Origin of the sequence: Achromobacter sp. DH1f, assembly GCF_000633435.1 — a bacterium.
Classification (GTDB): Bacteria; Pseudomonadota; Gammaproteobacteria; order Burkholderiales; family Burkholderiaceae_B; genus Achromobacter; species Achromobacter deleyi.
Window position 1 is genome coordinate 276,793 of the sequence record NZ_AYMF01000006.1, and the last position, 25,427, is coordinate 302,219.

At 61.3% G+C, this 25,427-nt stretch carries 33 protein-coding genes, 4 tRNA genes and 1 pseudogene; 22 read left to right on the forward strand and 16 right to left on the reverse strand.

Features of this window, described 5'->3' with window-relative positions:
* Nucleotides 1-3: 3 nt before the first annotated feature.
* On the reverse strand, nt 4-825 hold the full coding sequence (gene dapD, locus U858_RS0103925; RefSeq protein ID WP_025135890.1) for a 2,3,4,5-tetrahydropyridine-2,6-dicarboxylate N-succinyltransferase: 822 nt from the start codon (nt 823-825) through the stop codon (nt 4-6).
* 25 nt (nt 826-850) lie between these two features.
* On the reverse strand, nt 851-2,047 hold the full coding sequence (gene dapC, locus U858_RS0103930) for a succinyldiaminopimelate transaminase (RefSeq protein ID WP_025135891.1): 1,197 nt from the start codon (nt 2,045-2,047) through the stop codon (nt 851-853).
* A 45-nt stretch (nt 2,048-2,092) separates the two neighbouring features.
* On the opposite strand from dapC, the gene U858_RS0103935 reads away from it, so the two are divergent.
* Nucleotides 2,093-2,179, forward strand: a tRNA-Leu gene (locus tag U858_RS0103935).
* Between the two features lie 32 nt (nt 2,180-2,211).
* Here U858_RS0103935 and U858_RS0103940 read toward each other — a convergent pair.
* The 10 genes from U858_RS0103940 to U858_RS0103985 form a co-directional block, all read right to left on the reverse strand.
* A complete protein-coding gene (locus tag U858_RS0103940) occupies nt 2,212-3,453 on the reverse strand; it encodes a tyrosine-type recombinase/integrase (RefSeq protein WP_025135892.1) in 1,242 nt (413 codons plus the stop codon).
* 249 nt (nt 3,454-3,702) lie between these two features.
* Nucleotides 3,703-4,023: a ClpX C4-type zinc finger protein gene (locus U858_RS36435; RefSeq protein WP_025135893.1), complete on the reverse strand. Its 321-nt coding sequence runs from the start codon at nt 4,021-4,023 to the stop codon at nt 3,703-3,705.
* 60 nt (nt 4,024-4,083) lie between these two features.
* A complete protein-coding gene (locus U858_RS0103950) occupies nt 4,084-5,058 on the reverse strand; it encodes a hypothetical protein (RefSeq protein ID WP_025135894.1) in 975 nt (324 codons plus the stop codon).
* Nucleotides 5,059-5,311: 253 nt separating this feature from the next.
* Nucleotides 5,312-6,229, reverse strand: coding sequence for a DNA cytosine methyltransferase (locus tag U858_RS0103955; protein WP_025135895.1), 918 nt, complete (start codon nt 6,227-6,229; stop codon nt 5,312-5,314).
* Between the two features lie 2 nt (nt 6,230-6,231).
* Nucleotides 6,232-6,534 (reverse strand): DUF4406 domain-containing protein, encoded by a 303-nt coding sequence (locus U858_RS0103960; protein WP_029953512.1) that lies wholly within the window; start codon nt 6,532-6,534, stop codon nt 6,232-6,234.
* A 5-nt stretch (nt 6,535-6,539) separates the two neighbouring features.
* Nucleotides 6,540-6,917 (reverse strand): hypothetical protein, encoded by a 378-nt coding sequence (locus U858_RS0103965; protein ID WP_025135897.1) that lies wholly within the window; start codon nt 6,915-6,917, stop codon nt 6,540-6,542.
* A 2-nt stretch (nt 6,918-6,919) separates the two neighbouring features.
* Entirely contained in the window at nt 6,920-7,123 is a 204-nt protein-coding gene (locus U858_RS0103970) for a hypothetical protein (protein ID WP_157838767.1), read from the reverse strand.
* Nucleotides 7,120-7,347: a hypothetical protein gene (locus U858_RS0103975; RefSeq protein WP_025135899.1), complete on the reverse strand. Its 228-nt coding sequence runs from the start codon at nt 7,345-7,347 to the stop codon at nt 7,120-7,122. The genes U858_RS0103970 and U858_RS0103975 overlap by 4 nt, the downstream gene beginning before the upstream one ends.
* A complete protein-coding gene (locus U858_RS0103980; protein WP_025135900.1) occupies nt 7,347-7,760 on the reverse strand; it encodes a hypothetical protein in 414 nt (137 codons plus the stop codon). Before U858_RS0103980 ends, U858_RS0103975 begins: the two co-directional genes overlap by 1 nt.
* Nucleotides 7,757-8,725: a hypothetical protein gene (locus U858_RS0103985; RefSeq protein ID WP_025135901.1), complete on the reverse strand. Its 969-nt coding sequence runs from the start codon at nt 8,723-8,725 to the stop codon at nt 7,757-7,759. The genes U858_RS0103980 and U858_RS0103985 overlap by 4 nt, the downstream gene beginning before the upstream one ends.
* 61 nt (nt 8,726-8,786) lie before the next feature.
* On the opposite strand from U858_RS0103985, the gene U858_RS0103990 reads away from it, so the two are divergent.
* Nucleotides 8,787-9,425 (forward strand): hypothetical protein, encoded by a 639-nt coding sequence (locus tag U858_RS0103990; RefSeq protein ID WP_025135902.1) that lies wholly within the window; start codon nt 8,787-8,789, stop codon nt 9,423-9,425.
* A 5-nt stretch (nt 9,426-9,430) separates the two neighbouring features.
* On the opposite strand, the gene U858_RS0103995 is transcribed toward U858_RS0103990, so the two are convergent.
* The gene (locus tag U858_RS0103995) at nt 9,431-9,667 is read right to left on the reverse strand and encodes a hypothetical protein (protein ID WP_025135903.1); all 237 of its coding nucleotides are present in this window, start codon (nt 9,665-9,667) and stop codon (nt 9,431-9,433) included.
* Nucleotides 9,668-9,776: 109 nt separating this feature from the next.
* Nucleotides 9,777-10,307, reverse strand: coding sequence for a hypothetical protein (locus tag U858_RS0104005; protein WP_157838768.1), 531 nt, complete (start codon nt 10,305-10,307; stop codon nt 9,777-9,779).
* Between the two features lie 434 nt (nt 10,308-10,741).
* Between U858_RS0104005 and U858_RS33565 the strand changes: the two are divergent.
* Nucleotides 10,742-11,697 (forward strand): annotated as a pseudogene (locus U858_RS33565) (arsenic resistance protein).
* A gap of 747 nt (nt 11,698-12,444) precedes the next feature.
* Here U858_RS33565 and U858_RS33570 read toward each other — a convergent pair.
* Both U858_RS33570 and U858_RS34660 read right to left on the reverse strand, forming a co-directional pair.
* Complete coding sequence (locus U858_RS33570) at nt 12,445-12,852, reverse strand: hypothetical protein (RefSeq protein ID WP_025135906.1); 408 nt, start codon at nt 12,850-12,852, stop codon at nt 12,445-12,447.
* A gap of 21 nt (nt 12,853-12,873) precedes the next feature.
* Nucleotides 12,874-13,617, reverse strand: a complete 744-nt coding sequence (locus U858_RS34660) for a S24 family peptidase (RefSeq protein ID WP_025135907.1) — start codon at nt 13,615-13,617, stop codon at nt 12,874-12,876.
* Nucleotides 13,618-13,699: 82 nt separating this feature from the next.
* On the opposite strand from U858_RS34660, the gene U858_RS0104030 reads away from it, so the two are divergent.
* The 19 genes from U858_RS0104030 (at nt 13,700) to U858_RS0104115 (ending at nt 25,427) form a co-directional block, all read left to right on the forward strand.
* A complete protein-coding gene (locus tag U858_RS0104030; RefSeq protein ID WP_025135908.1) occupies nt 13,700-13,888 on the forward strand; it encodes a Cro/CI family transcriptional regulator in 189 nt (62 codons plus the stop codon).
* Between the two features lie 264 nt (nt 13,889-14,152).
* Complete coding sequence (locus tag U858_RS0104035) at nt 14,153-14,680, forward strand: hypothetical protein (RefSeq protein WP_025135909.1); 528 nt, start codon at nt 14,153-14,155, stop codon at nt 14,678-14,680.
* 116 nt (nt 14,681-14,796) lie between these two features.
* A complete protein-coding gene (locus U858_RS35550; RefSeq protein WP_157838769.1) occupies nt 14,797-14,979 on the forward strand; it encodes a hypothetical protein in 183 nt (60 codons plus the stop codon).
* Nucleotides 14,972-15,271, forward strand: a complete 300-nt coding sequence (locus tag U858_RS0104045) for a hypothetical protein (RefSeq protein ID WP_025135911.1) — start codon at nt 14,972-14,974, stop codon at nt 15,269-15,271. The genes U858_RS35550 and U858_RS0104045 overlap by 8 nt, the downstream gene beginning before the upstream one ends.
* Nucleotides 15,272-15,309: 38 nt before the next feature.
* A complete protein-coding gene (locus U858_RS0104050; protein WP_232786486.1) occupies nt 15,310-15,756 on the forward strand; it encodes a nuclease domain-containing protein in 447 nt (148 codons plus the stop codon).
* A complete protein-coding gene (locus tag U858_RS34665; protein WP_081821533.1) occupies nt 15,753-16,577 on the forward strand; it encodes a helix-turn-helix domain-containing protein in 825 nt (274 codons plus the stop codon). The genes U858_RS0104050 and U858_RS34665 overlap by 4 nt, the downstream gene beginning before the upstream one ends.
* Entirely contained in the window at nt 16,574-17,938 is a 1,365-nt protein-coding gene (locus U858_RS0104060) for a replicative DNA helicase (protein WP_025135914.1), read from the forward strand. Before U858_RS34665 ends, U858_RS0104060 begins: the two co-directional genes overlap by 4 nt.
* A gap of 198 nt (nt 17,939-18,136) precedes the next feature.
* The gene (locus U858_RS0104065; RefSeq protein ID WP_232786487.1) at nt 18,137-18,562 is read left to right on the forward strand and encodes a hypothetical protein; all 426 of its coding nucleotides are present in this window, start codon (nt 18,137-18,139) and stop codon (nt 18,560-18,562) included.
* Entirely contained in the window at nt 18,562-19,200 is a 639-nt protein-coding gene (locus U858_RS33580) for a hypothetical protein (RefSeq protein WP_025135916.1), read from the forward strand. Before U858_RS0104065 ends, U858_RS33580 begins: the two co-directional genes overlap by 1 nt.
* A 115-nt stretch (nt 19,201-19,315) precedes the next feature.
* Nucleotides 19,316-19,389, forward strand: a tRNA-Gly gene (locus U858_RS0104075).
* A gap of 3 nt (nt 19,390-19,392) precedes the next feature.
* A tRNA-OTHER gene (locus tag U858_RS35555) sits at nt 19,393-19,485 on the forward strand.
* A 48-nt stretch (nt 19,486-19,533) separates the two neighbouring features.
* A tRNA-Met gene (locus U858_RS0104080) sits at nt 19,534-19,608 on the forward strand.
* Between the two features lie 79 nt (nt 19,609-19,687).
* Nucleotides 19,688-20,194 (forward strand): Rha family transcriptional regulator, encoded by a 507-nt coding sequence (locus U858_RS0104085; RefSeq protein WP_029953518.1) that lies wholly within the window; start codon nt 19,688-19,690, stop codon nt 20,192-20,194.
* A gap of 161 nt (nt 20,195-20,355) precedes the next feature.
* Entirely contained in the window at nt 20,356-20,688 is a 333-nt protein-coding gene (locus tag U858_RS0104090) for an HNH endonuclease signature motif containing protein (RefSeq protein ID WP_025135918.1), read from the forward strand.
* Nucleotides 20,688-20,855 (forward strand): hypothetical protein, encoded by a 168-nt coding sequence (locus U858_RS35875; protein WP_198529697.1) that lies wholly within the window; start codon nt 20,688-20,690, stop codon nt 20,853-20,855. Before U858_RS0104090 ends, U858_RS35875 begins: the two co-directional genes overlap by 1 nt.
* Nucleotides 20,856-21,062: 207 nt before the next feature.
* A complete protein-coding gene (locus U858_RS0104100; RefSeq protein ID WP_025135919.1) occupies nt 21,063-21,602 on the forward strand; it encodes a terminase small subunit in 540 nt (179 codons plus the stop codon).
* Between the two features lie 3 nt (nt 21,603-21,605).
* Nucleotides 21,606-23,315, forward strand: a complete 1,710-nt coding sequence (locus tag U858_RS0104105; protein ID WP_025135920.1) for a terminase large subunit — start codon at nt 21,606-21,608, stop codon at nt 23,313-23,315.
* Nucleotides 23,316-23,323: 8 nt separating this feature from the next.
* A complete protein-coding gene (locus tag U858_RS0104110) occupies nt 23,324-24,610 on the forward strand; it encodes a phage portal protein (RefSeq protein ID WP_025135921.1) in 1,287 nt (428 codons plus the stop codon).
* Nucleotides 24,588-25,427 carry a head maturation protease, ClpP-related gene (locus U858_RS0104115; protein WP_025135922.1) on the forward strand — a complete coding sequence of 280 codons (840 nt, stop codon included), beginning with the start codon at nt 24,588-24,590 and terminating at the stop codon, nt 25,425-25,427. Before U858_RS0104110 ends, U858_RS0104115 begins: the two co-directional genes overlap by 23 nt.

Genomic DNA, 25,427 nt, shown 5'->3' on the forward strand with positions numbered 1-25,427 from the left:
GGCTTAGGCCCTCAGCAGATCATTGATGCTGGTCTTGGCGCGGGTTTGCGCGTCGACACGCTTGACGATCACGGCGCAGGCCAGGCTGTGCGAGCCGTCGGCCGACGGCAGCGAGCCCGGCACCACCACCGAACCCGACGGCACGCGGCCGTAGGTGATCTTGCCCGTGGCGCGGTCATAGATCTTGGTGCTTTGCGACAGGTACACGCCCATGGCCAGCACCGAGTTCTCTTCGACGATCACGCCTTCCACGACTTCCGAACGGGCGCCGATGAAGCAGTTGTCTTCGATGATGGTGGGGTTGGCCTGCAGCGGCTCGAGCACGCCGCCGATGCCGACGCCGCCGGACAGGTGGACGTTCTTGCCGATCTGGGCGCACGAACCGACGGTGGCCCAGGTGTCGACCATCGTGCCTTCATCGACGTAGGCGCCGATGTTGACGTAGGACGGCATCAGGACCACGTTGCGGCCCAGGAACGCGCCGCGGCGGGCCACGGCGGGCGGCACCACGCGGTAGCCGCCTTGCTTGAAGGCGTTGTCGCCGTATTCCGAGAACTTGAGCGGCACCTTGTCGTAGAACTGCAGCGGGGCCTGGCCCATGATGGCGTTGTCGTTCAGGCGGAACGACAGCAGCACGGCCTTCTTGATCCACTGGTGCACGACCCAGTCGTCGTTGATTTTTTCGGCCACGCGCAGGCGGCCCAGGTCCAGACCGTCGATGGTGTGCTCGACGGCTTCGCGCACTTCGGCGCCGGCATCGCCGAACGACAGGTTGGCCCGGTCGTCCCAGGCTTTTTCGATGGTGGTCTGCAGGTCGAGAGTCATAGCGGGTCAGCTTTTCAAAGGTTGATCAAACAGAAGTATGTACAAAATGGGCAATGCGTTCGGCCGCCTGCACGCAGTCGGCCAGCGGCGCCACCAGGGCCAGCCGGATGCGGCCCTGGCCCGGATTCACGCCGTGCGCGTCGCGGGCCAGATAGCTGCCCGGCAGCACGGTAACACCGGTGCGGCCATAAAGGTCACGGGCAAACGCCGTATCGGACCCCGGCGTGGCCGCCCACAGGTAGAAAGACGCCTGCGGCCGCGACACATCCAGCACGTTCTGCAGGATGGGCAGCACGGCCTCGAATTTTTCCCGATACAGGCGCCGGTTGTCCTTGACGTGGGCCTCGTCCGTCCACGCCGCGATACTGGCGGCCGACACGATCGGGCTCATGGCGCTGCCATGATACGTGCGATACAGCAGGAAGCGGCCGATCAGCGCGGCGTCGCCCGCCACGAACCCCGACCGCAACCCCGGCACATTGGACCGCTTGGACAGGCTGGAGAACGCCACCAGGTTGCGGTAGTCGTTACGGCCCAGGCGGCGCGCCGCCTGCAGGCCGCCCAGCGGCGGATTGCCCTCGTCCAGGTAGATCTCGGAATAGCACTCGTCCGACGCGATCACGAAGCCGTAGCGGTCCGACAGGGCGAACAGGTCTTCCCATTCGTCCAGCGTCATCACGTTGCCGGCCGGGTTGCCCGGCGAGCACACGAACACCAGCCGCGTCTTTTTCCAGACCTCGTCCGGCACCTGGTTCCAGTTGCAGGCGAAATTGCGCAGCGCGTCCGCGTTGACGTAGTAGGGCGTGCCGCCGGCCAGCAGCGTCGCGCCCTCGTAGATCTGGTAGAACGGGTTAGGGCAGATCACCACCGACCCGGCCGACGGGTCGATCACCGTCTGGGTAAAGGCGAACAGCGCTTCGCGCGACCCCAGCGCCGGCAGCACCTGGGCGTCGGCGTCGGGCGCCGGAATGCTGTAGCGCCGCGCCAGCCACTCGGAAATCGCCCGCCGCAGGGCCGGGTCGCCCTTGGTCGACGGGTACACCGACAGCCCGCCCAGGTGGTCGCGGATGGCCTGCCCGACGCGCTCCGGCGCGGCGTGCTTGGGCTCGCCAATCGACAGGTTGATGGGCGTCAGGCCGTCCGGTTGCGAGCTGGCCGAAGCCAGCAAAGCCCGCAATTTTTCGAACGGGTAGGGGTGTAGAGCATCGAGGCGCGGATTCATGACGCAAGATTTTAACAAGCAAGCTACAATAGCGGGCTTGGCTTTGCGAAGGTGGCGAAATTGGTAGACGCACCAGGTTTAGGTCCTGACGCCGTAACAGGTGTAGGGGTTCGAGTCCCCTCCTTCGCACCAACTTATTCTAATGAAATCAATGACTTAGGTTTTTAGCCTGTCATTGTTTTGGGCTGTTTTGGGGCTGATTTGGCTCCAGAATGACCACTTAATGCCAGCTTTTCCCCGAAAAGGCCAACGGCCTTGCCGCCGGCGTCGGGATCAGCGGATGGCATCCATTTTCCGTAGACGCGGATGATCATGGCCCAGTCTTTGTGGCCCATCTGCTGCGCTACCCACATCGGGTGCTCGCCTGCTGACAGCATCATGCTGGCAAAGGTATGGCGCATCTGATACGGGCGGCGGTATCGCACCGTGGCCCGTTTGAGGGCTGTCGCCCAGACTTTTTGCACAGCCTGGCTGCTCGACCAGCGCTCGCCAGTGCCAGGGTTGCGGAATAGCTCCCCGTGGGGTTCTGCGCCGACCCAGGTGTGGGCCTTCTGGGCTTGAATTGCCTGTAGTGCTGGCGCCAGTATTTTGACCTCGCGCCGGCTGGATTTGGTTTTAGGCAATTCGGCCACTCCCTTGGCTGCGCGCGTGATCGCTTTCCGCACCAGAATGACTCCGCGGGCCAGATCGACGTCAGACCAGTTCAAAGCTATCTGTTCGCTTGGCCGTAGACCAGTCCACAGCGCGAACAAGGCATAGTTCCGCGTTTGGTCTGGTAGGTGGGCCAAAATCTGATTTTGCTCGTCAGGGGTGAACGGATCGACCTCGTCGTCGTCGCCGTCGTCGACCGGTTGCTCTTGCCTGCTGTAGTGGCGCCCACGCATGCAGTTTTCGTCCAGCACTTCGTCTTCAACTGCATCATTCAATGCGGACCGCAGGCAGCTTTGAACGTTGGACAGCCGTTTGTTGCTAACCGGCTTTTCGCCACCCAGACCCGCTAGCCACGACTTGATGGCGGGCCACTTGAGTTCACTCAACATCACGGCCCCGAATTGGGGAATCAACAGCCCGTCCACAATACTGCGATAGCCTTGATATGTACTTGATTTGAGCGTGGGCTTGCGGGCGTCGAGCCAATCATCCAGGTATTTTTCCACCGAAAGCAGTTGGCCGGGCGTTTCGGCATATTGGCCGGCACGTTGGCTGTTGGGAAAGGTGGCTGCATAGTCGAAGACGCCGGTGGCGATCGCGTGCAGGATGGCGCCCCTGTGTTGCTCGGCACGTTTCAGGTTAGCGGGCGTGGGCTTGAGTGGGATACGTTCCCGGCACCTCCGGCCCTTGTACTGGAACGTGATTTCGATACTGCTTTCCGAGGCGGCCTTAACACCTCGCCCGTCTCTACCCATTTTTCATATCCTTCCATGTCTATGAGAATGCGATCGTCCGGCGCCCGAATCCACTCCTTTTCTTCGCGCCATATGTCGTCGCGGATTTTGGAGCGGATCGCATCCTCTGTATAACCTGTAATGACGGCGGCGCGGGGGATTGTCACGAATCTGACCATGGCTGGCCTCCGTGATGAACTGACACGCCGCGGCCGAAAGCGTACGGGTAGGGACGGGTGACGCAGCAGAAACCGCCAGCAAATGGCAGGCTCAATGCATGGCGTTTTCGCTGCGAGGCGGTGCACCGGCCGCCAAAATACTTAATTGCTGACGCCACAGGCCCAGCATGGCAGTCTTTCGAGCTACCAGCCTCTCTTGGTCCGCGATAAATAGCGCCTTGTCGGTCGGCGTCCGCGCCACTTCCCAGCCTGCATTGTCGATAAGCTCGACGGCTGCCTCGATGCACTCGTTGCAGATACTGACGCCGGGTCCGGTTAATAGGTTGCGCACCTGTGTCTTGTGTTTGCCGCAAAAGGAGCAAATCAAAACTTCCTTTTTGGCGGGAGCGGTCACCTTGGGTTTCTTTGCCATGGGCTTCGGCCCCCCGAAGCGAGAGGGCGGAAAGTTGAGGTGAAGCGAACCTTAGCATGTCTATTCTCCTCGCCCGTACGCCGGAGTATCTCCGGCTCCTACTGGTGGATGCACTGCACACGGGCGCAGGGAGCCGTCACCAGAGGGGCATGCGCAGGCTGCGCCGTCTTTATCTGCTGGGGGCTGGGTTAGTGCGTCGCGCAGGCCGTTGAGGTCTTGCACGATCGCAGGCCAGTTGTCAGGCCAGCCCTCACCGGTCGGCGTCTCATGCTCAAGGGCGTCAATAGCGACGTTCAGGGCGTAGTGCCAGCCTTTAGGCAGCTTGCGCACCGCCTCGCTGGCCTGGGGCGCGGCATAGAGACATTCATTGTCGGTGTTGACAGGCGGCTGGCCCTCGTGGCGGGTGTACGTCTCTTGGCCGCAATACACCTCGCCGGTCGGAACCAGAAAGACCCGCTGCGCCTCCCCGGCTACAGGGGCGCCCATGGCATCCAGCACGGCCAGGATGCGCGCCGGGTATTCTTCCAGCGGCACGTCCTGATTGTCGGCGGCGGCCAAGTTCTCGTACACGCGGCGGGAAAATTCCCCGCGCCAACTTCCGGCCGACGGGCCACGCAGGCTCCATCCGGCTACAGGGGCGCTTGCCAGGGCGGCGCGGGCCTTCCAGCCGTTCCAGTATTCCTGAACATGTGAGTTCCGGTACTCGTCCGGCTCGTTCTCATCCCGCGTCAGTTCGCAGGCGCGGGCGTGATATTCGAACGCCGCCCGCTCATCGGCGACAGGGGCGCGCAGCCGCGCAACTTCATCGTTGATACGGGCAATAGCGGCTGTGGCGTCTACTTCGAGCTTCATCACCACAGGCTTACCCACCTGGGCCATGATGCAGGCCTGCCAGCCGTTGGTGAAGTGGCCCAGGTCGCTGGCGCAGGCCGGATCGTCGGCGTTTGCGGCGTAGGTCAGTTCGAAGCCTTCGCGGATATCCGATACAGGGGCGCGCTGCTTGGACAGTGCGGTCATCACAAAAATGGGTTCCATTAGATATCTCCTAATTCAGTTACCATCCGAGCAAATAAAAATGCGGAGGCCGATGTGCTAATTCTCTGGATCGTTCGATTGGCAATTCTTGGTGGGGCCTTTTATGTGCATTGGGCACTGGGGCTGTTCGTGACGTTTTCTCTTTACGCTCATATGAAAAACAAGGCGCGGATGTACGACCAGCGATTTAATCTTGGTCTAATGAACTCGCCCTGGTACAAGTTCTAACAGTGCAGGAAAGAACCCTCGCGTCTCATGCTGCTTTCCTTATGGCGTCGATGGCGTAGGCCGCCAGCGGCGGCGGGTTGGCGTTGCCGAGCATGTGCAGGGCGAGCGTGCCGTTTGCCGGTAGGCGGTAATGCGCCGGGAAGCCCATGCCGGCGCAGTTCTCGGCTGTGGTCAGCATCCGCATGCGGTCGCCGTCGACGACGGCCCAGCGGGCGCGGGTGGTGATGGTGCCCAAGGGGCGATCCAGGGACCGGCCGGTAAGACCTGAGCCGGAGCCGTAATAGGGCATTACGAAGCGGTCACCGAACTGGCGGCGGCCGGCGCGGACCCGCGAGAGGGTTTTGGGCGAGCGGCCTGGGCGGTCGATTGGCGACCACGTGCCGGCGTTGAAGTCGATGATCTCGCTTACCGGTCGGTGCGGGCGGGACGGCGCAACCAACTGGATCGGATGCTTGCTGCGTGTACCGATGATCAGGATGCGCTTGCGGTGCTGCGGCACGCCGCAATCAGCCGCATCCCAGATCACTGGCGAAAGCGCGTAGCCCAGGGCATGCATGGAAGCGCACCAAGTCTGATACCGAACCCACTTGGCGAATTCCGGCACGTTTTCGACCAAGAAAAATGGCGGCCTGTGGAATTCCACGGCGTCGACGACAGCCGAAGCTGTGGATCGCGCGATGTCGTGATGTGGCTTATCTTTGCCGCGGGCGTTGGTGTGGCCTGTGCACGCGGGTGACGCGATTATGATGTCGCTGGACGGGACTTTAGACCAGTTGGCTTGGTGCAGATCCTGACAAACATGGATGGCTTCGGGGTGATTTTCGGCGTGGGTATCCACTGCTGGCCGCGAGTGGTTGGCAGCCCACACGACGCGGACGCCTACCTGGCGCGCACCCTCGGAATTGCCGCCCAGGCCAGCGAATAGATCAATGGCTGTTTCCATACTCACCTCTCCGCGCTTGGCGCCAGATGGATGACCACCAGGCCCAGCTGTGTTGCGATGTGGTGTTCCAGCAGGGCGCCGCGTGATTGAGCCCAGCCGGGGAGCATGGCGATGGCATCGCACGTCACGAGGGCGGCGATGTCGGAGCGCATGCATTCGGTCCAGTCCTTGGCGGGGTCGCTGTTGATTTCGGCGGGGTTTACGACGTCGTGGCCGCATTCGCGCAGGCGCTTGGCCTCGGCGTGGAACAGGGGGAAATTCAGTTCGGGGTATCCGGACATTGGGCCGGCGAGGTAGGTGCGCATGGTCACTATCCTTTCCTGTGGCGCGCGCCAGGGTATTCGGCCCGGATGGGATACTGAGTCGGGGCGATGGCATGGGCGATCAGCCGTTTCCAGGCATCGCGCGTATTGGGAACAGCCCGAAGCGCAGATATCGGCATGTCCTCGGAGACGACGTCGAAGTCTCGCGGGTCGCCAGGCCGTGCCATTGCATCAACGATTTCAACCGGCACTGCGATGTTTTCGCCGCTGTTGTAGTAGCCCAGACTGGCATTGACTCGGTCCTGGTCGTACTTGCCGGCTGCGATGGTGCGCCAGCAGTACCCGCGGTCATCGGGGCGCCAGAGCGTGATGTAGCGGTCACGGCGCTGGGTGTGATGCACGCTAATTACGTAGAAATCAGCCATGCTCACCTCCCCGCGGCCTGGCCGCTCTGCTGGGCGGCGCGCTTCCAGCCGCGCTGCCACGCATGGCCCTTGCCGTGGCCGCCAGGCATATAAGGATTGGCGCTGATCGGCAGGCCCTTGGCGAAGGCGTCTTTGCCTTCCTGTTCAGGGCTGACCGAGCGTTTCGCGGCTTTGTGCAGCACGCGCTGTCCGAGGGATCGGCTCATGCTGCACCGCCTTTGCCCTGCTGGGCGGCAGGCCGGCGCATGCCCTTGATGGCTTGGGCGGCCTCCTGTTGGATATTCTCGTAGGAGTAGCCCAGCGCTTCCTCGTAGTCCAGGCCGCACCGGGCCTTCTCGGAGCGCCGCAGCTGGTCCGGTGTGCAGTAGCCACGCGCGATGCGCTTGAGCGCGTCGTACATGCGCTGCTCGCGTTCAGTCCGCTTGTCCATCACGCATCCCCCTTACGTTGGCCAGCATGGCGGACCCACACGCAGACCGGCCCCCAGTCTTCGGTGTCATGGATGGACAGAACAAACCAGCCTTCACCCTCTGGGCGGGGCGGTTCCCAGGCGCTGATGTTGCAGCTGCCGGCATCGCCCCAGTAGTTGATAGCTGCGGGGTGTTCGGGCGGTTCGCTTTCGAGATAGGCGACGTGGGATTCCAGCTGCTGGGCTTTGAACCACGCCACCATGTCGGCCGACAGGCCTTCTTCGACGTCAGGGTGTGCCGGATGCGTCCAGTAGCCATCGCTGTCGCGTTGGACGGGGGCGGGCTGGATGAGGGGGGCGGGCACGTTCAGGGCGGCGCCCATGAGGCTGCTGAGCGCTTCGTCAGCGCTGGTGGTGGGGGCGGAATCGTTCATTCGGCAGTTTCCTCTTCGGGGATTGAGGTCTGGCCCGCTGCGGCGGCTGCTTCGGCGGCGCGGCGCTGCTTGTCGGCCTGTTTGGCACGGACGGTTTCAACGGCGCCATGGGCCTGGAACAGTTCCAGAAGGGCGGCGGTGGGGATGGTGATGGTTTCGCTGGTTACGCGGCCTTCCTGGGCGTCGACGATGGCGGCGCGTTGGTTGGGGTCCAGTGCTTTGACGAAGGTATCCACGCTGGTGATGAGCGGGGAGACGACTTTGCGGGGTAGCGGGCGGCCCTTGATATCGCCGATGGTTGTTTTTCCGCGGTTGCGCAGGAACTCGCCAGCAGCCTCGCCGTACTTCTCGATTGCGGCTATTGCTACCGTGGGCTTCACAAGGTCAGCCAGAATCAGGTCATGCACATCGGTATTGGCGTTCGCCAGGGTCAGCATCTTTCCAACCCATACCGATGAGACGCCTTCAACGGACCCGATTCGCTCGTTGTCCCATTTGAAGCGCGCCAGGCGTGCATACCCCATTGCGGTATCGAGGATGAACAGGGCTTCTGCCTTTGAGCTGTCGATGACGCGCTTTGTCCTTTCTGCGTCGTTACCCTCGAAGGCAACCACATCGATCATCACGAAGCCGTCTTTGTCTTGCAGCGGGGCTCCAGCGGCAATGGCCCGGCCGATATTTCGGTGTCGGCGGTGGCCGTCGACGATCCACACGCCACCCTCAGCGCGCGGCCGAACTTCCAAAGCGGGATACTGCCCGCCCGCCATGATGTGGCGGAACAAGCTTTCTTCGGCGGCCTCTGCTTTCTGGCGCAGCTTGCCGCCGAGGCGCTCGATGGGCGTGCGGAGATTGAACCCGGGTTCGACGTGGAGTTGTTCGTAGCGCACCTGCATAGCGTGGGCGCGCTTGATTTCCTTGGAAAGGATCTTTTGGCGGAACGACACAGGGGCTGTGGATTCGGTCATGGCTGACACTCCGTGAAGGGATGGGATACGATTCCTGGCGACTGAATGCCTGGAGATGGATATGCGAGGAATGCTGCTGGGAGCGGCGCTAGCGTTGCTCGGGCTTGCGCTGGGTTTTGTGCTGGCAACCAAAGTGGACGCGGTTGCCGAAGCGAAATGGTGGGACTTGATGACTGCGTTCGGCACCGTGGGCGCTGTGGTGGTGGCGTTGGTAATCGCTGAACGGACGCGCAGGCAGCAAGTGGCTGAGAGTCGCGCCAAAGCCGGTCTAGCGGCAGCAAGTGTTGCCGTTCATTTGGCCTCAGTCCGCATTGACCTGGGTGTGGCCGTTCGTTACTCACAGCTGTTCACATCCATGGACCCCAGGCCCGAGCAGATGGATGACATATGTGAGGAAGTGGAGCGGGTGAACGCAATGGCAATTCCCTACGAGGAATTGCTTGCCCTAGCTCCCTTGCCGAACGACTGCGCGGAGAAGATATCAGCGGCGTTCGCCTGCATCCGTCTGGTTCATGCTCGGCTGTTGGGAAGGCGTACTGAGGTAAAGCGGTGGGTTGGGGAAGAGAGGATGAATCTGTTGCGGTTCTGTCACGAGCAACTGGAATTCGCCGAGAACCTCTTAAAGCAGGCCAACGACGATTGCGCCCGTGCAACGAGGGTAAAGGTCTATGTCCCTGATGAAAAGCGAGGATTGGCCTGACCGGCTCATGTTGCGAATTGGAGAAGCCAGCCCAGAACGTCGCGGCCGAAGAGGCAGAAGGCTGCAAACCCGATGCCGGCGGACCAAGCCGCCAACGGCGGGATATCCGCGTCCTTGCTCCAGTTGCCTTTGCCGGCGTGGTCACGCGGGGCGATGAGGTCGCCCAGCGTGCGGGCTGCCTTGGCGATGATGCGCAGGGGGCGGATGCGTGCCGGGGGCGCGCTTGCGCTGATGGTGTTCATTTGGTGGCGCTCCAGGGGTCGGCCGCAGCGTGGCGGCGGGTGATACGGTCGCCCAGCAGTGCGATGCACAAGGCCAGACCGATGATGGTGGCGAGCATCAGCGCGGCGCTCATGGGGCGCTGTGCCCTATCTGACGCTGAATAGAGGTTTTCGGCATGGCATCCATCATTTGCATGATTTGCCAGCGTTCTTCGTCGCTGTACTTGCTCGGCCTGTCTTCTTCCTGCGGTGTGTCAGCGCCAACCTTGTTGCGATTGATGAACGCCGCAAAGGTATGCTCCATTGCCTTGTCCAGATCGCGTTGAAATGCGCGGTAGTACAAATCAATTTCGACATGCTGGGCCTTGGTGACTTGGACCTCAAAGCCTTTACGCCCACGTTTCACCCGTGAATTGAACGAGTTCTGCCCCAGCACCATGCTGATCACCTGAATCAGCAGCCGGTGGCCGAATGCTGTCTTGTAGGTGAAGCGTTGCCACTCGGTGGGCTGCTGTTCGTTCTCCAGGTCTTCGAGGGACATCCCGTGTTGCTTAAGCAATCGGTCCAGAAATCGTTGTGCGTTGTCTCGTTCGCCGCCTTCGCCGCGGCGCGCGAGCGCCAGCAGCTTGAGCATGCGCCCGCGTGCTTTGTCGGTATTCATTGGGTGGGTCCAGAGGTGGCCGTGGGCCGGGGAAGGGATACAGCTTCGGAGAGCAGGCCGGGGGTGCAGCCGGTGATATCGAAGGAAAGTCACTTTCTGCGCCGGTGACGAAGCGGCGCCGGCCCGCTCTCCGAAGCCGCCCCGCAGCGCGGGGCATGGCCGGTGTGCTACTTGCTGAGGTCGCGGCCGAAGTTTGCGACGTCGATCAGTTCTTCCAGGAAGCGGATAAAGGTGGCGAGCATGGGGAGGTCTCCGGGGAATCAGGCAACAGCGCCTGCCCATACCCCGCACGCGGGGCATGAGCCGGGACTGTCTGGTGCCGAAGTGCAGTTCCGAAAGATGCGATATCTCAATCGGAGTTGGGTCCGAACCGTGGAACACCAGAGTTCTGCTTAAATGGGGTTCGATTGTTATCAGACACGACGAACCGAACGATGCAGGCACAACGTATTCGCGAGCTTTTCGAAGAGCAGCAAGTCAAGATTTATCTAGTTGCAGTGGTACTTGCCGCGATAGCGGCGTGGCTATCACCGTCCATGGCGAAGCTGGAGCCAGCAATTGAGCCGTTGCTTGCATTCATGCTGTTCGTCACGTTTTTGCAGGTGCCACTGAGCGAGTTGAGGCGTGCGGTCTCCAACGTCAGATTCCTGCTGGTACTACTCGGGGCGAATTTTGTGGTGGTGCCAATTCTGGTCGTAGGTTTGTTGCCGCTCGTGCCAGGCGATCCAATGGTGAGAATTGCGGTACTGCTTGTTCTGCTAACGCCGTGCATCGACTATGTAGTGACCTTTGCCCATCTAGGAAAAGGTGATGCGAAAGCGCTTTTGGCATCCACTCCGTTGTTGTTGGCAGTGCAAATGGCATTGCTGCCTGTCTATTTGCAAATTTTTCTGGGGGATGTGGCAACTGGTCTTGTCGCCTGGGCCCCATTTCTGCACGCATTTTGTACCTGATCGCAGGTCCACTTCTCCTGGCTGGCTTGGTTCAAGTTTGGGCGTCAAAATCCACTCTTGGAACGACGGTCTCGACGGCGTTGGGCATCCTGCCAGTGCCTGCCACTGCTGCGGTGCTATTTGTGGTCGTCGCGGCCATCACTCCCCAGATCGGGTTGGCCTCTTCGGCCGCGCTAGCAACGGCTCCCGCGTACATCGCGTTTGCTGTTATCGCTCCCTTGATCGGATGGGTGTTGAGCCGTATTGCTAGGCTGCCGGCCGACCAAGGCAGGGCAATCGCCTTCAGTGCTGCCACGCGAAACTCTCTTGTTGTGCTTCCGTTGGGTTTGGCAATTCCCGGTGCAATTCCGGTGATCCCAGCGGTCATCGTCACGCAGACCATCATTGAACTCGTGAGCGAACTCTTGTATGTGAAGCTCATCGCTCGGCTTCGGTAAGCGCTGACTCGCAGCGCTGGCCGAAACCCGCTTTTCAGCGGAATCGGAGTAGAGGCCGGGGTTATCGTCGCCACGCCCGGCTAGGCGTTGCTTGGCTGTAGAAGCCCAAGCACTCAGGGGCCGGGGGCGCGCTGGCGCCTGGCTTGTCCTGTTTCGCCCATCCCCGGTGGGGGCGGGCGGCCTCGGTTGTTAAAGAGCAATGCTGCAAGTAGGCAGGCACCTAAGAAGCACCTGATGGCTGAATCTTAGTAGACTAAGATAAAACGAGTCAACAAAAACTTAGATAGCTAAGATTTTGGTGCGAGCGAACGTGGCACAATCAGATACGGAACTGAATGTGTGCTGACATTTGCTGACAAGGGGGAGGGATGTTGCGCAGGAAGATCAACCGACCGATACGGCTTACCATGCTTTCAGCGGCCGCAGTGGACAAGCGCCTGAACTCCGTGAGAGCGGAGAATTTAAAGCTCCTGCTTGCCCGCTCGTGCACGAATAAAGTTCCGACAGTCGCAGCGTTCGCGCGATACCTGGCTGATGGCGGCGCACTTGTCACCGAAAGCGCCATTCGGAACAGCATATGCGGCAAGGCGCCGCTACCTAGTGAAATGGCTAGGGAAATCGAAACGGTGATGGGGTTGCCGGGCGGGTGGCTGAGTATTGATCACTCATTCATTTTCGGGGCATCGCCCGAATTGCCCATGGATGCGCATTCGCCCGACGGGGACATGCTCCCAGACGCGCAGATGGTTAGTTAATTTGCAGGTCGTACACAGTGCCCATGTCGTCCAGACATGCGCCAGAGCCCATTTGCAGACGTGGATTTAGGGCAAACACGCAACGTAGGCCGCTGCCGTCTGCTGATTTCGCAAACACGCTTCCATTACCGCCAATGAAACCCAGTTTCTCGCGCTTTGCTTCCATGGGGGGCGGGAGGTTGTCGGCGACGCTGATTGACGGCACCGAATATGTTGCATCCGAGCGATAGGAAAAGGGGCCTGTAAAGGTTTTGCCGTTCAGCACAATCGTGGCGGTGGAGCCGTCAGCTTTGGCCACGCCCTTGCCAGTGGCGCCACTTTTTTGCGCCATCAGGGTCATGTCGTAGGTAGCGCAGCCGGAAATTGAGACAAGAGAAGCGAACAGAATCGCCTTTTTCATACGGGTTTTGGCCTATTTGAATTAGAAATCGTGGCTACACCAGACCTTCAGAACCCTTCCGAAGACCTCGAAATCCATATCAGGGGTGATATCCCACGAATCGTATTTGTCGTTCTCTGATTTCGCGCGAATGATCATACCCGTTGCCACAGGTATGGCCTGGAGCCGTTTTATATATCCCTGGTTGTGGACGCGGAAGAAGTACACGGCATCAAACTCGACCGACTTTACGCCTCGGTCCACTATCAGTGGATCACCAGGGTTGAACAGAGGGCGCATCGAGTCGCCAAAGCCTGTCACGATGCATAAATTGGCCTTGGTTGAATAGTTCGGGACGTTCTTGTGTAGCCATTCGGCATTGACATGCCAAGCCTGAATGATGCCAGGCTGATCGCGTAACTCCAGCCCGTTGCCCATTGCTCCACCAGTCTCGAACTGGGGTATCTCTACCTCTACAACGCGCTTTCCGCTCGCGGTGATCACCGCACCACTATCGCCAGAAGCGTGGCCGTCAGCTTGAGGGCTTGCCTGCATTGGCCCCGTGCCGTCGAAAAGCCACCGAGCATTGACGTTCAAGATGGGAGCGGCTTTTACGCAGGTATCTAGATCCATTCCATTCGCGCCGCTGAACCAGTGCGTAGCAGCGGACGATGTAGCGCCGACAGCGCGCCAAAGCTCCGTTTTCGTCAGGCGCGGCTCTCCAGCGGCCAGTCGCCGCGCGGCTTCGGTGTTGTACGCAAGGGTAATTCGGTCTTGGAAAGGCATCTTAGTATGCTAAACAAAAAGTATCTTAGCCACCTTGAGCTTTGAATCTTAGTCAGCTAAGATTCCGTCAGGAGTGGATCAAATGACCGATACAGAAATCATCGACGCTTTGGGCGGGACGGGCGAAGCCGCTCGGCTGTTCGAGGTAACGACCGGCGCAATCTCGCAATGGCGGACGAAAGGCATACCCAAGGCGCGCCTCCAGTTCTTGAAGCTGGCTCGGCCAGACCTGTTCGCGCCTGCCCCCAGCCCGGAGCCTGCCCATGCATAGCCTTTCCTCTGACTTTGCAGAATGCGTGCGGCTCCTTGTTTGCAGAGAAATTCAGCGCAAGCCGATTCTGAGCCGCCGACTCCAGTTGCTGGAACCGCAGGCAACGCCCACGCATATCCCGGGTGACACGGCCACGCCGCCCGCGCCTGGCGCGATCCAGATAGGCCCGCTTGATGTGTCGTGAAGGTTTCCATGTCGCACATCGTAGGGCTGGGGGCGATGCCCCGAAACCCTGATCGCATCCCGAATTCAAGGTAAGACCCGATGACTCACCGCTACACACAGATCGACCCGCACGACGCGCTGTACATCAGCGTGCAAAAGACGCCCGGCGGCGTTGAAGAATTGGCCGCGTTCATGACGAATCGCCGCGGCGTCTCGATGCATGCGGAAACCCTGCGTCAGAAGCTGCGCCGGGTGAAAGGGCAATCCATGTCCCTGGACCTATTCGAACTCGCCACCGAGTGGATGTTGGAGAAGCAGGGCGGGGAGAGCTACGCGCGGGACTGGCTGCTGGCGCTGAACGTGCGCCACGGTGTGTCCGCCAACGTCCTGCCACCGGCGCCGCGGCACCTGAACGAGGTAGACGCAGCGCGCCAGAAGGTGATGGAAATGTCCCAGCTCAACGGCGAACTGTCGGCCGTGGCGATTGAGGCGCTGTCGGATGGGGATATCTGCGAGGCGGACGCCTCGGCCATCGTGATCGAGTGCCGCAAGATCGTGGAGAAGGCCCAGCGCCTTGAGCGCAATGTCGTGCGTGCCGCTGGCGACAAGGCGAGGGCCGGATGCTGACGCGCGGAGATTCGGGGCGCCCGGTGCGCGCAAGACGCGCGCCTGCGGCTGGCAAGGGGGCGGCGCTGTCTCAGCTGGCAGCCATGTGGTGCCAGAGCGAACCATTCCAAGACTGGGTGGAAACTCGCATCGGCGCCGCCCCTCTGGGCGTGAGCCGTGAGCAGCATGCCGCGCAATACGTGCGCGACATGTGCGGCGTCAGCAGCCGCGCCCAGCTGGACCACCACGCCCTGGCCGCCGACATGTTCCACGCTGTGATTCGCAAGCCGTTCCGTCGTTGGAGTGGTCTCGATGCGTAGCTGCCTGCACATGTTCAAGGGCTACCGCGTGCCACCGGAGACGGCACAGGCGGTGCGGCAGGCCATCATCGATACGCCGCGACGGGTTGACGTGCAGGCGCTGCGCGCCCTGGTGTCGCCCGCCTTGGAGGCGGTGCAGCCTTGGCCCAAGACGACCCGAGACGAAGCCGCGGCGCGGGCGGTTGACTCGCTTCTGTTCGACGCTGTGCGGGACGGCCTGGTCACGCGGCACAGCAACGCCTGGCGCTTTCCTGTGTGGTATCGGGCCAAGACGCGTCAGGGGGCGGCATGACCTTAAAGCGATCGACGCCACTGCGTCAGAAGACCCCCATGAAGCGCTGCGCGCCCATGCGTCGCGGTTCCGGCCTGAAGTCGGGCGGCAAGCGCATGCCGGCACGCCGCAGCACGCCGCGAACGACCAAAACCATGTATCGCAACCGGGCCTTGCTGGATCTGGCCCGGGGCAAGCCTTGCATGCTCCAAATCCCCGGGGTCTGCATCGGTGGCACTGAGACGACCGTGGCCTGCCATTCGAACCAGAACCGGCATGGCAAGGCTGGATGGCTGAAGGCGCACGACTGGGCCACGGCTTGGGGCTGCCGGGCGTGCCACGCATTTATCGACCAGAACACCACGGGTGCGCTCCACGAAGAGAAGGTGGCGCTGTGGGAGGCTGGATTTCAGGAAACCCGGATCGCGCTGATTGTGCAGGGCCAGTGGCCCATCGAGGCCGAGATTGGGTATCAGAATTTGTATGGAGGGGCAGCGACCCTATGAGCACTATCGTTATGTCGGCCTGCTGGCCGCTTCAAACCAACACGCCGGCTCAGAAAGCTGTCCTGATGAGCATGGCCGACAACGCCAACGACGAAGGCGTCTGCTGGCCTTCCGTCGGCTACATCGTGATGCGTACGTGTGCTGGCGAGCGTACCGTGCAAGACGCCATCAAGTGGCTGATCAAGCATGGCGCCATTACCGTCTCCAGGCGGACGGGCCGTTCCACGGTGTACACCATCACCCCCGCGAAATTCGCACCCCCGCAGGATTCGCACCCCCGCGAGATTCGCACCCCCGCAGATTCCGCACCCCCGCAAGAGCCGCACCCCCGTGAATCTCGCACCCCCGCAGCAGCCGCACCCCCACCCCCGCAGGATTCGCACCTCAGAGGTGCGAATGCCGCACCCAGAACCGTCATAGAACCTAAAGATGAACCGTCATTAAAAGATTCCCCCAGACCCCCGGAGGGGGCCTCGGGCCGTGGACGGAAAAAGAACTCGGTCACGTTCAAGACATTCGTGGATGCCTGCCAGGCCTCCGGTGAAAAGGTAATTGGCGACTACCAGCCCGTGCTGGACTACTGCGAGAAGGCAAAGCTGCCCGCCGAGTTCGTGAATCTGTGCTGGGCCGAGTTCAAGCGTCGGCACCTTCCGGGAGGCACGGCCGAGGCCAAGCGGTACACGGATTGGCGGCGGGCGTTCCTGAACTGCGTGCAGGGCAACTGGTACGGCATCTGGTTTGCCGACAAAGCCACAGGCGCTTTTGCCTTGACCACCAAGGGCGTGCAGGCCGAGAACGTCGTCAAAGGGGCGGACCAATGAGCGAGGTGATTGTTCCTCTGGCGACCGACTCCGAGCAGGGCGTAATCGGCGGCCTGCTGATCGACAACAACGCCATCGACAGGCTGGGCGACCTTCGGGTCGAGCATTTTTACCGGGCGGATCATCGGGTTATGTTCGGCGAAATCCTGGCCATGATCGGGCTGGGCATGGGGGCAGACGCCATCACACTGGCGGACCGAATCCGGGCCAAAGGAGCGGACGGTGGCGGACTGGAGTACTTGAGCGCCATCGTTGCCAACACGCCCAGCGCTGCCAACATTGCCCAGTATGCGGCGGCAGTGCGGGACCGAGCGCAGCAGCGCGGCCTGTTGGAACTGGCCCACGACACGATGGAAGCGGTGCGTGTCTCTGGCGCAATGGGCGCTGCGGCGCTGATCGACCAGGCCCAGGCTGGGCTGGAAAAGCTCGCGGAGGGAGCCACGCGCCAGTCGGAGCCAGTCAAGGCGAGCGATGACCTGGCCTCTTTCGTTGAGTACCTGGAACGTCACTCTGACGATGAGACTGCTGGGGTCATGTCCACGGGGTATCCCGATCTGGACGAGAAGCTGGCGGGCGGGGTTCGCGGAGGCGACCTGATTGTCATTGCCGGCCGTCCAAAGATGGGGAAGACAGCGCTCGCGCTCAACATCGGCTTGCATGTCGCCAACGGCGGAAACGTCCTGGTGCTGTCGATGGAAATGCCCAAGCGGCAATTGCACACGCGGAATGTGGCAATTCTGGGCGGGGTGCCGCTGCCCCGTTTGTTGCAGCCCAAGCTCCTGACGCCAAGCGACTACGAGGGTATGACAGCGGCGTTCAAGCACATTGAATCCCTTGGACTGTGGCTGGAGGATCAAGGCAATTTGAGCCTGATGGATGTTCGCCTCAAAGCCCGCCAGATCAAGCGCAAGCACGGCCTGAACCTGCTGGTCATCGACTACTTGCAGTTGATGCACGGCGAAGGCCCGAACCGAAACGCCGAAATCGAAGGCATCACGCGAGGGCTGAAGGCGTTGGCGATGGAACTGGATATCGGCATCGTCCTGCTGTCTCAGCTGAACCGCGAGTTGGAGAAGCGCCCTAACAAGCGCCCGCTCCCTTCGGACCTGCGGGATTCGGGGGCGATTGAGCAGGACTGCGACGCCATTCTTTTCGTCTATCGGGATGAGGTCTACCACCCCGACACGCCGGACCGTGGCATTGCCGAAATCATCATTGGCGCGGGACGCCAGGTGGATCGAGGAACGGTGGCCCTGCAATACGTCGGGGAACGGACGAAGTTCCAGAGCTTGGCGAAGGGACAGACGTTTGGAGTCCGTCCGGCGCCCAAGGGGGCGCGCTACAGCCTCATGGACGAGTAGGCATCCCACTATGAGACGCGAAATCGACACCGGCAGCGAGGCATGGCGCAGGCAATGCGAAGCCCGCCACGTGCTGTCTCTGCTGTTTGATCGGCGGGTGCCGTACTTGAACTTAGTCGGCCGAAAGCGCGGGATCGAAGCCCAACAGTATCTGGAACAAGAGGTAAGGCGACAGTTCGCCAAACGGAGGAAAGCAGCATGAGCGGAGCTATGGCTCGAAACAAGGGCGCGTCCTACGAGCGGCGCATTGCCAACCAGCTGACCGAGGCGACCGGCACTCGCTGGCGCCGCCGGGTCCGAAATCACGAAGACGACAGCGATGTGGTGGCCGATGACCCAGCGTTTGACCGCATCAGCGTGGAATGCAAGCACGCAACCACGCTTTGCCTGCCGGCTTGGTGGCGCCAGGCGCAGGCCCAGGCTGGCGAAAACCGAATTCCGGTGCTGATCTACAAGCGCACCGGCATGGTGGGCGACCTGGTTGTGTTGGACGCCCACGACTTGAATCCGCGTACCTTTCCCGTTCGGGGGCGCCACACGGTCACGCTGGACTGGGCTGCAGCGATGCAATGGATGCGGGAGAAGCTGCCCGTGAAAGTACCTTATTCCCCGGAGATTTACTGATGACGACGATGATTATTTCCCGCCTTCCCACGGTGCCGGCCGTGGCGCCGAAGGCTGAACCGCTGTTCAAGAGTGCCCACGCGGCCCTGGTGTTCGCGCTCAACTACTCCATGCAGCAGTACGACCGGCCGTTGATGAACCGTAAGGCGGCTGGCCCGGCGACTGGCCCCGGCAAGGGACTCAGCGGCGTGGACGGCGCGGGGCAGGCTGGCATGGTCCGGGTCGAATTGGCGCAGTTGACGCCGATTCAGCAGGCCGCTCTTGTGGCGAGCGTTGCGCCGCAGCAACTGCCATGCGAATGCAAGGTTTCGTGCTGCTCGGGTCTGAAGTTGAATCAGGAGTGGGCCAATGCTATCCGCGACCTGACAACGGCAGCAGCAGCCGGCGCGCTGTCTGGTTGTTTGTCCAATGGCCGGTTGCGCTCCATGCTCATCCAGAGGCTTTTCGGTGCCAAGGTCACGCTTTCTCAGCTGGCGGAAGACCACAAGGTCGATGAACGCACGGTCAGCGCGCACCATGCGAAGCTCAAGCGGTGGATGTTCGGGGCCGCGGGCGAGGTGGGATTGCACCAGCAGGCCTGCCAGGCGTTCACCGAGCGGCTACGTGCCTGCGGCTGGCTCGATGTGGCAGGGGGCTAATAAATTTTCTTGACGATGTGGTTTTTTACCCCCAATATAGGCACCTAAAGGATACGGTGCATTACTGCGTCCAACAAAACCCGCCTAGCGAAAGCCGGCGGGTTTTTGCTTTTTTGCGGGCTTGGCCGAGTGGTCAGGCTGCGGCCTTCCAAGCCGCCAACGCGGGTTCGATTCCCGCAGCCCGCTCCAGTTTGTGGCGTAGCTCAGGGGTAGAGCGCATGGGGTTCGGAGTTAAACGAGAACGAAGCACTCCATGAGGACGCCGGTTCAATTCCGGCCGCCCATTCACACGCAGGCCCCGATACGGATATTCCGGTCGGGGCTTTTCCTTTTCGCGGCGTAGCTCAGTGGCAGAGCGCCGGGTTCATACCCCGGATGGCGCAGGTTCGAACCCTGCCGCCGCAACCAGATAGTGCAAGTCGGCATAGACCGATGAACAGAACCCGCTTCGGCGGGTTTTTCTATTTCTACGCCAGAGAGGTGAAGCATGGATTTGAAAGACATTCGTGAGATGGTCACGCTGGCCGGCGATAGGCTAGTGACCGATTCCCGCCGTGTGGCCAGTCGCTTTAGCAAGCGGCATCGGGATGTGCTGCGCGCAATCCGGTTGCTGGAGTGCAGCGCGGGGTTCAGGGCGCGCAATTTTGCGCAGTGCTTTGAAATCAATGAGTTAGCGAACGGCAAGCCAGAGCCTTTGGTGCAAATGACCAAGGATGGCTTTATGTTCTTGGTGATGGGATTTACGGGCAAGGCTGCGGCGGCAGTAAAGGAGGCCTTTATCGAGGCCTTCAATGCCATGGCAGAGTACATCCGCACCGGTCGGCAAGATCTGTGGCAGCAGATGCAGGCGCTGTTGGCGAAGGATGCTGACTCCAAGGCCCGGGCCTCGTTCGGTTCGCACTTGATGCTGGACCGCAAGCGCCAGAAGCCAGTCTTCGAACAGCACTACACAAGGCTGATGGCTCATATTCAGCAGCCCTTGCAGCTGACCTAGTTTTACCCACCTCTCATGGGTTTGCCCGCTTCGGCGGGCTTTTTTATTTCTCCAACCCTTTGCCACCAAGGGCCGCGCGCTGGGCATGGCGCGCGGGGAAGGGATCATCGCGCCGGGCGGTGTGCAGTTGGTGGCACCCGGCGAGAACATGGGAAGCGGGAATGAAGCTCAAGACACTCAAGCCGCGCATTGCGATGGCTGGCTCAAGGCTGACGGTTGCGCCCACGCCAAGCGCCAAGCGCATGACAGGTCGCAAGCTGCAAGATCGCCGGCTGCGCATCTGGTCGGCTAACCCGCATTGTGCGCTTTGTGGGATGCTGACCGTGTATCCCCACGGCTTCGAACTCGATCACAAACTAAGCCTGTTCGACGGTGGCCAGGACACCGACGAGAACTCGCAAATCCTGTGCGTCTATCGAGATGCCCAGGGCCGCAAGGCTGGGTGCCATGACGCCAAGACGCGGCGGGACATGGGATACAGGAGCCGGACGTAATGGCACAGATCACGGTCAAGCTCTCTATTCGCGTCGCGTGGTGGGTGCGCTGGTATCTGACTGGCGTGGCGTTGACCGCACAAATGACCGGCGGCACGCCAGACATGGGTAAGGTCGAACGATGGATCAGGCGCGGCCTGTCCGCTCGCGTCACCAGAAGCCCGTAGCGCATCGCAAGGTCGTCGGCATGTCCGCGCCTCGGCAGTGTCTGCTGCGCCTCCTAGCGGGGCTGTGCGCGGGCGCCAGGACCATGCCGAGAGGGGGGCGGGGTGAAAGTCTGGCGGGTTCGCCTTCCGGAAACCACCTGTTCCCTCACGCGCGGAAAATTTCTCCGTTTTGGAAATTTGTTAACCCTCTTTTGTTAACTAGAAGCTATGGCATTAACCGACAAAAAGCGCCGCTTCGTCGATGCGCTGCTGTCGGGTCTATCCGGTGCGAAAGCCGCTATCCATGCGGGTTACAGCGAAAACGGGGCGGCCCAGGCAGCCGCCCGATTGATGCGTGACAAGCATGTTTTGGCTGCTCTCGGGCGCATAGCCGAAGTTAACAAGACGGTTAACAAAAAGTCGGTTAACAAAAAGGGCAACGCGCAGCCTCCGGCGGAGCAAGCAACCCCACCCGATGCAGCGCCTTCGGCAACCGCCGATGGAAGCCCCATGGGTGGAATCGGCCTTAAGGTCCTGGGCCTCACCTCCGATCCGCGGACGGTACTGGTGGCCATCATGAACGATGCAAGCGAGGAACCGAAGCTGCGGCTGGAGGCGGCCAAGGCCCTGATGCCGTTCACGCACGGAAAGGTCGCAGACCAAGGCAAGAAGGACGCACAAAAGGCCGCAGCAAACAAGGCGGCTGCGGGAGGGCGGTTCAATCCACCGCCGCCGCCGACGCATCTGCGCGTTGTCGGGAAGGGCTAAGCCATGTCCTGGACGACCGCGTGCCCAGACTGGGCGGATCGGCTGCGGGCGCGAAAATCGATCATTCCCCCGCCGATCTTTCCCGACCAGGCCGAATATGCGTTGAGCATCTTCAAGCAGCTGAAGGTGGTTGATCTCCCCCAGGTTTATGACGAGGACATAGAGGAATATCGGCACCAGACGTTCGGTGAATGCTCGGAGGAATGGGTGTTCAACTTTGTCCGCGCCATCTTTGGCGGCTATCAGGCTGACACGGGTAAACAGCTGATCCGCGAGTACGGCTTGCTCATCAGCAAGAAGAATACGAAATCGACTATCGCCGCCGGCATCATGCTGACCGCGGTAGTCATCTGCTGGCGCCAGGAAGAGGAACATCTGATCCTCGCGCCCACGAAAGAGGTGGCCGATAACAGCTTTAAGCCAGCTGCGGCGATGGTGCGGGCGGATGACGAACTGTCCGAAATGTTCCACGTACAGGATCACGTGCGCACCATCACGCACCGCGTCACACGCAACAGCCTGAAGGTGGTTGCCGCCGACACGGACACTGTGTCGGGGAAGAAGTCGGGTCGCATCCTCGTTGACGAGCTTTGGCTGTTCGGCAAGCGCGCGAATGCCGTGGCGATGTTCCTTGAGGCGCTCGGAGGTCAGATATCGCGCGATGAAGGCTGGGTGATCTACCTGACCACGCAAAGCGACGAGCCGCCGGCGGGTGTGTTCAAAGAGAAGCTGTCCTACTGGCGCGACGTTCGCGACGGTAGGGTGATAGACCCTAAGACGTTGGGCATTCTGTACGAGTTCCCGGACGACATGATCGAGGCAAAGGGGTATCTCGACCCCGACAACTTCTATATCACCAATCCCAACCTGGGGCGCTCTGTGAGCGCCGAGTGGTTGGGCGACCAGCTCAAGTTGCTGCGTGCTCGGACTGACGGAGCATTCCAGCAGTTCCTGGCCAAGCACTTGAATGTCGAAATCGGTCTGAATCTGCGTTCTGATCGATGGGCCGGCGCGGACCATTGGGAGGCGCAGGCGGATAAGTCGCTGCGCCTGCTGGACGATTTCCTGAGTCGAGCCGAGGTGGTAACCGGTGGCATTGACGGCGGGGGGTTGGACGACTTGCTGGGCTTGGGCCTGGTTGGCAGGGAGCAGGGCACCGGTCGATGGTTGCATTGGGGCAGAGCCTGGGCTCATCCGTCGGTGTTGGAACGACGCAAAGAAATCGCTCCTCGTCTTCGTGACTTCGAGCGGGATAAAGACCTGGTCATCGTCGACAAGATCGGCGATGACGTGGCGCAGCTGGCGGCGATCATCCGACGTGTGTTCGATGCTGGCCTGTTCCCTGAAAAGGCGGGTGTCGGCGCCGACCCCAGCGGAATCACGTTCGCTGAGGCATTCTCTGACGCGGAGATTCCCGAAGAGTTGCTTGTGGGCGTGTCGCAGGGCTGGCGCATGGGTGGCACGATCAAGACGGTCGAGCGCAAGCTTGCCGAAGGCACATTTCTGCATGGTGGGACCGCCATGATGGCCTGGTGTGTGGGGAACGCGCGGGTCGAGCAGCGAGCGAATTCGATTCTCATCACTAAGCAAGCCAGTGGGACAGCCAAGATTGACCCGCTGATGGGCCTATTCGACGCGAGCCACCTAATGGCGCTCAACCCAGAAGCAAGCGGCAGGTCGGTTTACGAGACTCGCGGTATCCGCTTCATCTGAGAGAACCAATGAAACTACTGGACCGATTCCTGGGCGGCTCGGCCAACGGCCCTATGCCTGAGGCCGGCCCGCGCCTTGAGCCTACGATTGCGCCCGAATTGGCGCAAGCATCGCAGCAGCCCAAGGGGCAGGCCTTTAGCGGCCTTGATGACCCAGCCTTGTTGGAGTACATGCGAAGCGGCGAGTACAACCGCCGAGTGGAGTCATTGCGGAACATGGCTGCATTGCGGTGTGTTTCCTTGATCGTCACTTCGCTGGGAATGTTGCCACTCAACCTGATGCGCAATGACGCGAGCAAGGCGTTGGTGAAGGATCACCCCGGCTATCGGTTGCTGAAACTAAAGCCGAACGGCTGGCAAACACCGTTCGAATTCAAAAGCATGATGCAGCTGCATGTGCTGGAGCAGGGGAACGGCTATGCCCGCGTGATTTGGTCGGCGGGTCGGCCTATTGCCGTCATCCCGATGGCGCTCGGCTCCGTCAAAGCCGAACTCGTAGGGTGGGAGATGCGCTACCTGTACACCAGGCCGGACGGTCAGCAGGTGACGCTAGCCCAAAAGGAGGTTTTTCACCTGCGGGATATATCGGTCGATGGGGTGGAGGGCTTGGGCCGAATGAAGCTCGCGCGGGATGCCATTGCCTTGGCGCGTGACGCCGAACGGGCGGCGGGTCGGGTGTTCCGTACCGGGAACCTAGCAGGGGGAGCGGTGGAGGTGCCCAAGCCCCTTTCGGACACGGCCTACAACCGTATGCGTCAGTCGCTGGATACAGACTATGCCGGCGCGGATAACGCGCAGCGCTGGATGCTTCTAGAGGAAGGCGCCAAGGCAAATAAGTTTTCGGCCACGGCTGCCGAAGCGCAGCACATTGAGAACCGGAACGCCCAAATCGAAGAAGTCGCGCGCGCCTTCGGCGTGCCGCGCCCTCTGCTGATGATGGATGACACCAGCTGGGGGTCAGGCATCGAGCAACTGGGCATCTTCTTTGTGCAGTACGGATTGCAGTTCTGGTTCACGGCATGGGAACAGGCCGCCATGCGCACCTTCCTGAACGATGACGAACTGGATGGCCTCACCTACAAGTTCAACGAGCGCGCGCTCATGCGCGGCACGCTGAAGGACCAGGCGGACTATTTCGCCAAGGCATCGGGCGCTGGCGGGCACGCGCCATGGATGTGGCAAAACGAAATTCGGGATCTGTCGGACCTACCCGCCAGCGATGACCCGGGGGCGAACAAGCTGCGCGACCCGACAAACCAGAAAGGAAAGAGCAATGAGCCTGATCCAACTGCCTGAAATCAGGGCGGATGCCCGACTGGGCGGCGCGGACTTCGATCTGCGGCCCGACGCCCTGGAGCGGTGGACGCCCGAAGTGCGCGCCGCGAAGGGGGATGAAGATGCCAACATCTCGATCTACGACCCCATCGGCGAGGCCTGGGACGGCAGCGGTGTAACCGTCAAGCGCATCCAGTCCGCATTGCGCTCCATCGGCGCGCGGGACGTGACGGTCAATGTCAATTCGCCTGGCGGAAACTTCTTCGAAGGCGTGGCGATCTACAACGCACTGCGCGAACACAAGGCCAAGGTCACCATCAAGGTGTTGGGGCTGGCAGCCTCCGCCGCCTCGGTCATCGCCATGGCAGGCGACGAAATTCTGATGGGGCAAGGGTCATTTCTGATGATCCACAACGCGTGGGCCGTGGCTATCGGCAACCGTCATGACCTGATTGACGCTGCTGCAAAGCTGGCGCCGTTTGATGAAGCTATGGCCCAGGTGTACGCCGCTCGTACCGGAATGACGCCCAAGGGAGCGGCATCCCTGATGGATAAAGAAACCTGGATCGGGGCCGCCCAGGCCGTGGAAGACGGCTTTGCCACTGGCCAGCTGGACGGGGGGGAGGTCAGCGAGGCGCCGCAATCGAGCGCGGAGCGCCGGGCACTGGCCCAAGTTGAGGCGGCGATGGCCAAGGCTGGATACAGCCGTTCATCGCGGCGGGACACCTTCAAAGCACTTTTTTCCGGCAAGCCGAGCGCTGCCACAACCGCCACGCCGTGCGCTGGCGCCGACGTAGCAGCCCTGCTGCAAACCACACTTTCAACCCTGCGAGGTTAA

Coding starts and splice junctions, on each gene's coding strand:
- U858_RS34665 (WP_081821533.1), top strand. CDS start 15,753: ATGAGCACTATCGTTATGTCGGCCTGCTGGCCGCTTCAAACCAACACG.
- U858_RS0103955 (WP_025135895.1), bottom strand. CDS start 6,229: ATGGAAACAGCCATTGATCTATTCGCTGGCCTGGGCGGCAATTCCGAG.
- U858_RS0104105 (WP_025135920.1), top strand. CDS start 21,606: ATGTCCTGGACGACCGCGTGCCCAGACTGGGCGGATCGGCTGCGGGCG.
- U858_RS0103985 (WP_025135901.1), bottom strand. CDS start 8,725: ATGACCGAATCCACAGCCCCTGTGTCGTTCCGCCAAAAGATCCTTTCC.
- U858_RS0104110 (WP_025135921.1), top strand. CDS start 23,324: ATGAAACTACTGGACCGATTCCTGGGCGGCTCGGCCAACGGCCCTATG.
- U858_RS0104045 (WP_025135911.1), top strand. CDS start 14,972: ATGCGTAGCTGCCTGCACATGTTCAAGGGCTACCGCGTGCCACCGGAG.
- U858_RS0104060 (WP_025135914.1), top strand. CDS start 16,574: ATGAGCGAGGTGATTGTTCCTCTGGCGACCGACTCCGAGCAGGGCGTA.
- U858_RS0103960 (WP_029953512.1), bottom strand. CDS start 6,534: ATGCGCACCTACCTCGCCGGCCCAATGTCCGGATACCCCGAACTGAAT.
- U858_RS0103965 (WP_025135897.1), bottom strand. CDS start 6,917: ATGGCTGATTTCTACGTAATTAGCGTGCATCACACCCAGCGCCGTGAC.
- U858_RS0103975 (WP_025135899.1), bottom strand. CDS start 7,347: ATGGACAAGCGGACTGAACGCGAGCAGCGCATGTACGACGCGCTCAAG.
- U858_RS0103990 (WP_025135902.1), top strand. CDS start 8,787: ATGCGAGGAATGCTGCTGGGAGCGGCGCTAGCGTTGCTCGGGCTTGCG.
- U858_RS0104035 (WP_025135909.1), top strand. CDS start 14,153: ATGACTCACCGCTACACACAGATCGACCCGCACGACGCGCTGTACATC.
- U858_RS0104050 (WP_232786486.1), top strand. CDS start 15,310: ATGAAGCGCTGCGCGCCCATGCGTCGCGGTTCCGGCCTGAAGTCGGGC.
- U858_RS34660 (WP_025135907.1), bottom strand. CDS start 13,617: ATGCCTTTCCAAGACCGAATTACCCTTGCGTACAACACCGAAGCCGCG.
- dapD (WP_025135890.1), bottom strand. CDS start 825: ATGACTCTCGACCTGCAGACCACCATCGAAAAAGCCTGGGACGACCGG.
- U858_RS35875 (WP_198529697.1), top strand. CDS start 20,688: ATGGCACAGATCACGGTCAAGCTCTCTATTCGCGTCGCGTGGTGGGTG.
- U858_RS0103940 (WP_025135892.1), bottom strand. CDS start 3,453: ATGGGTAGAGACGGGCGAGGTGTTAAGGCCGCCTCGGAAAGCAGTATC.
- U858_RS0104100 (WP_025135919.1), top strand. CDS start 21,063: ATGGCATTAACCGACAAAAAGCGCCGCTTCGTCGATGCGCTGCTGTCG.
- U858_RS0104115 (WP_025135922.1), top strand. CDS start 24,588: ATGAGCCTGATCCAACTGCCTGAAATCAGGGCGGATGCCCGACTGGGC.
- U858_RS0104030 (WP_025135908.1), top strand. CDS start 13,700: ATGACCGATACAGAAATCATCGACGCTTTGGGCGGGACGGGCGAAGCC.
- U858_RS33570 (WP_025135906.1), bottom strand. CDS start 12,852: ATGAAAAAGGCGATTCTGTTCGCTTCTCTTGTCTCAATTTCCGGCTGC.
- dapC (WP_025135891.1), bottom strand. CDS start 2,047: ATGAATCCGCGCCTCGATGCTCTACACCCCTACCCGTTCGAAAAATTG.
- U858_RS0103980 (WP_025135900.1), bottom strand. CDS start 7,760: ATGAACGATTCCGCCCCCACCACCAGCGCTGACGAAGCGCTCAGCAGC.
- U858_RS0104085 (WP_029953518.1), top strand. CDS start 19,688: ATGGATTTGAAAGACATTCGTGAGATGGTCACGCTGGCCGGCGATAGG.
- U858_RS0104065 (WP_232786487.1), top strand. CDS start 18,137: ATGAGCGGAGCTATGGCTCGAAACAAGGGCGCGTCCTACGAGCGGCGC.
- U858_RS33580 (WP_025135916.1), top strand. CDS start 18,562: ATGACGACGATGATTATTTCCCGCCTTCCCACGGTGCCGGCCGTGGCG.
- U858_RS0103970 (WP_157838767.1), bottom strand. CDS start 7,123: ATGAGCCGATCCCTCGGACAGCGCGTGCTGCACAAAGCCGCGAAACGC.
- U858_RS0104005 (WP_157838768.1), bottom strand. CDS start 10,307: ATGAATACCGACAAAGCACGCGGGCGCATGCTCAAGCTGCTGGCGCTC.
- U858_RS0104090 (WP_025135918.1), top strand. CDS start 20,356: ATGAAGCTCAAGACACTCAAGCCGCGCATTGCGATGGCTGGCTCAAGG.
- U858_RS0103950 (WP_025135894.1), bottom strand. CDS start 5,058: ATGGAACCCATTTTTGTGATGACCGCACTGTCCAAGCAGCGCGCCCCT.
- U858_RS0103995 (WP_025135903.1), bottom strand. CDS start 9,667: ATGAACACCATCAGCGCAAGCGCGCCCCCGGCACGCATCCGCCCCCTG.
- U858_RS36435 (WP_025135893.1), bottom strand. CDS start 4,023: ATGGCAAAGAAACCCAAGGTGACCGCTCCCGCCAAAAAGGAAGTTTTG.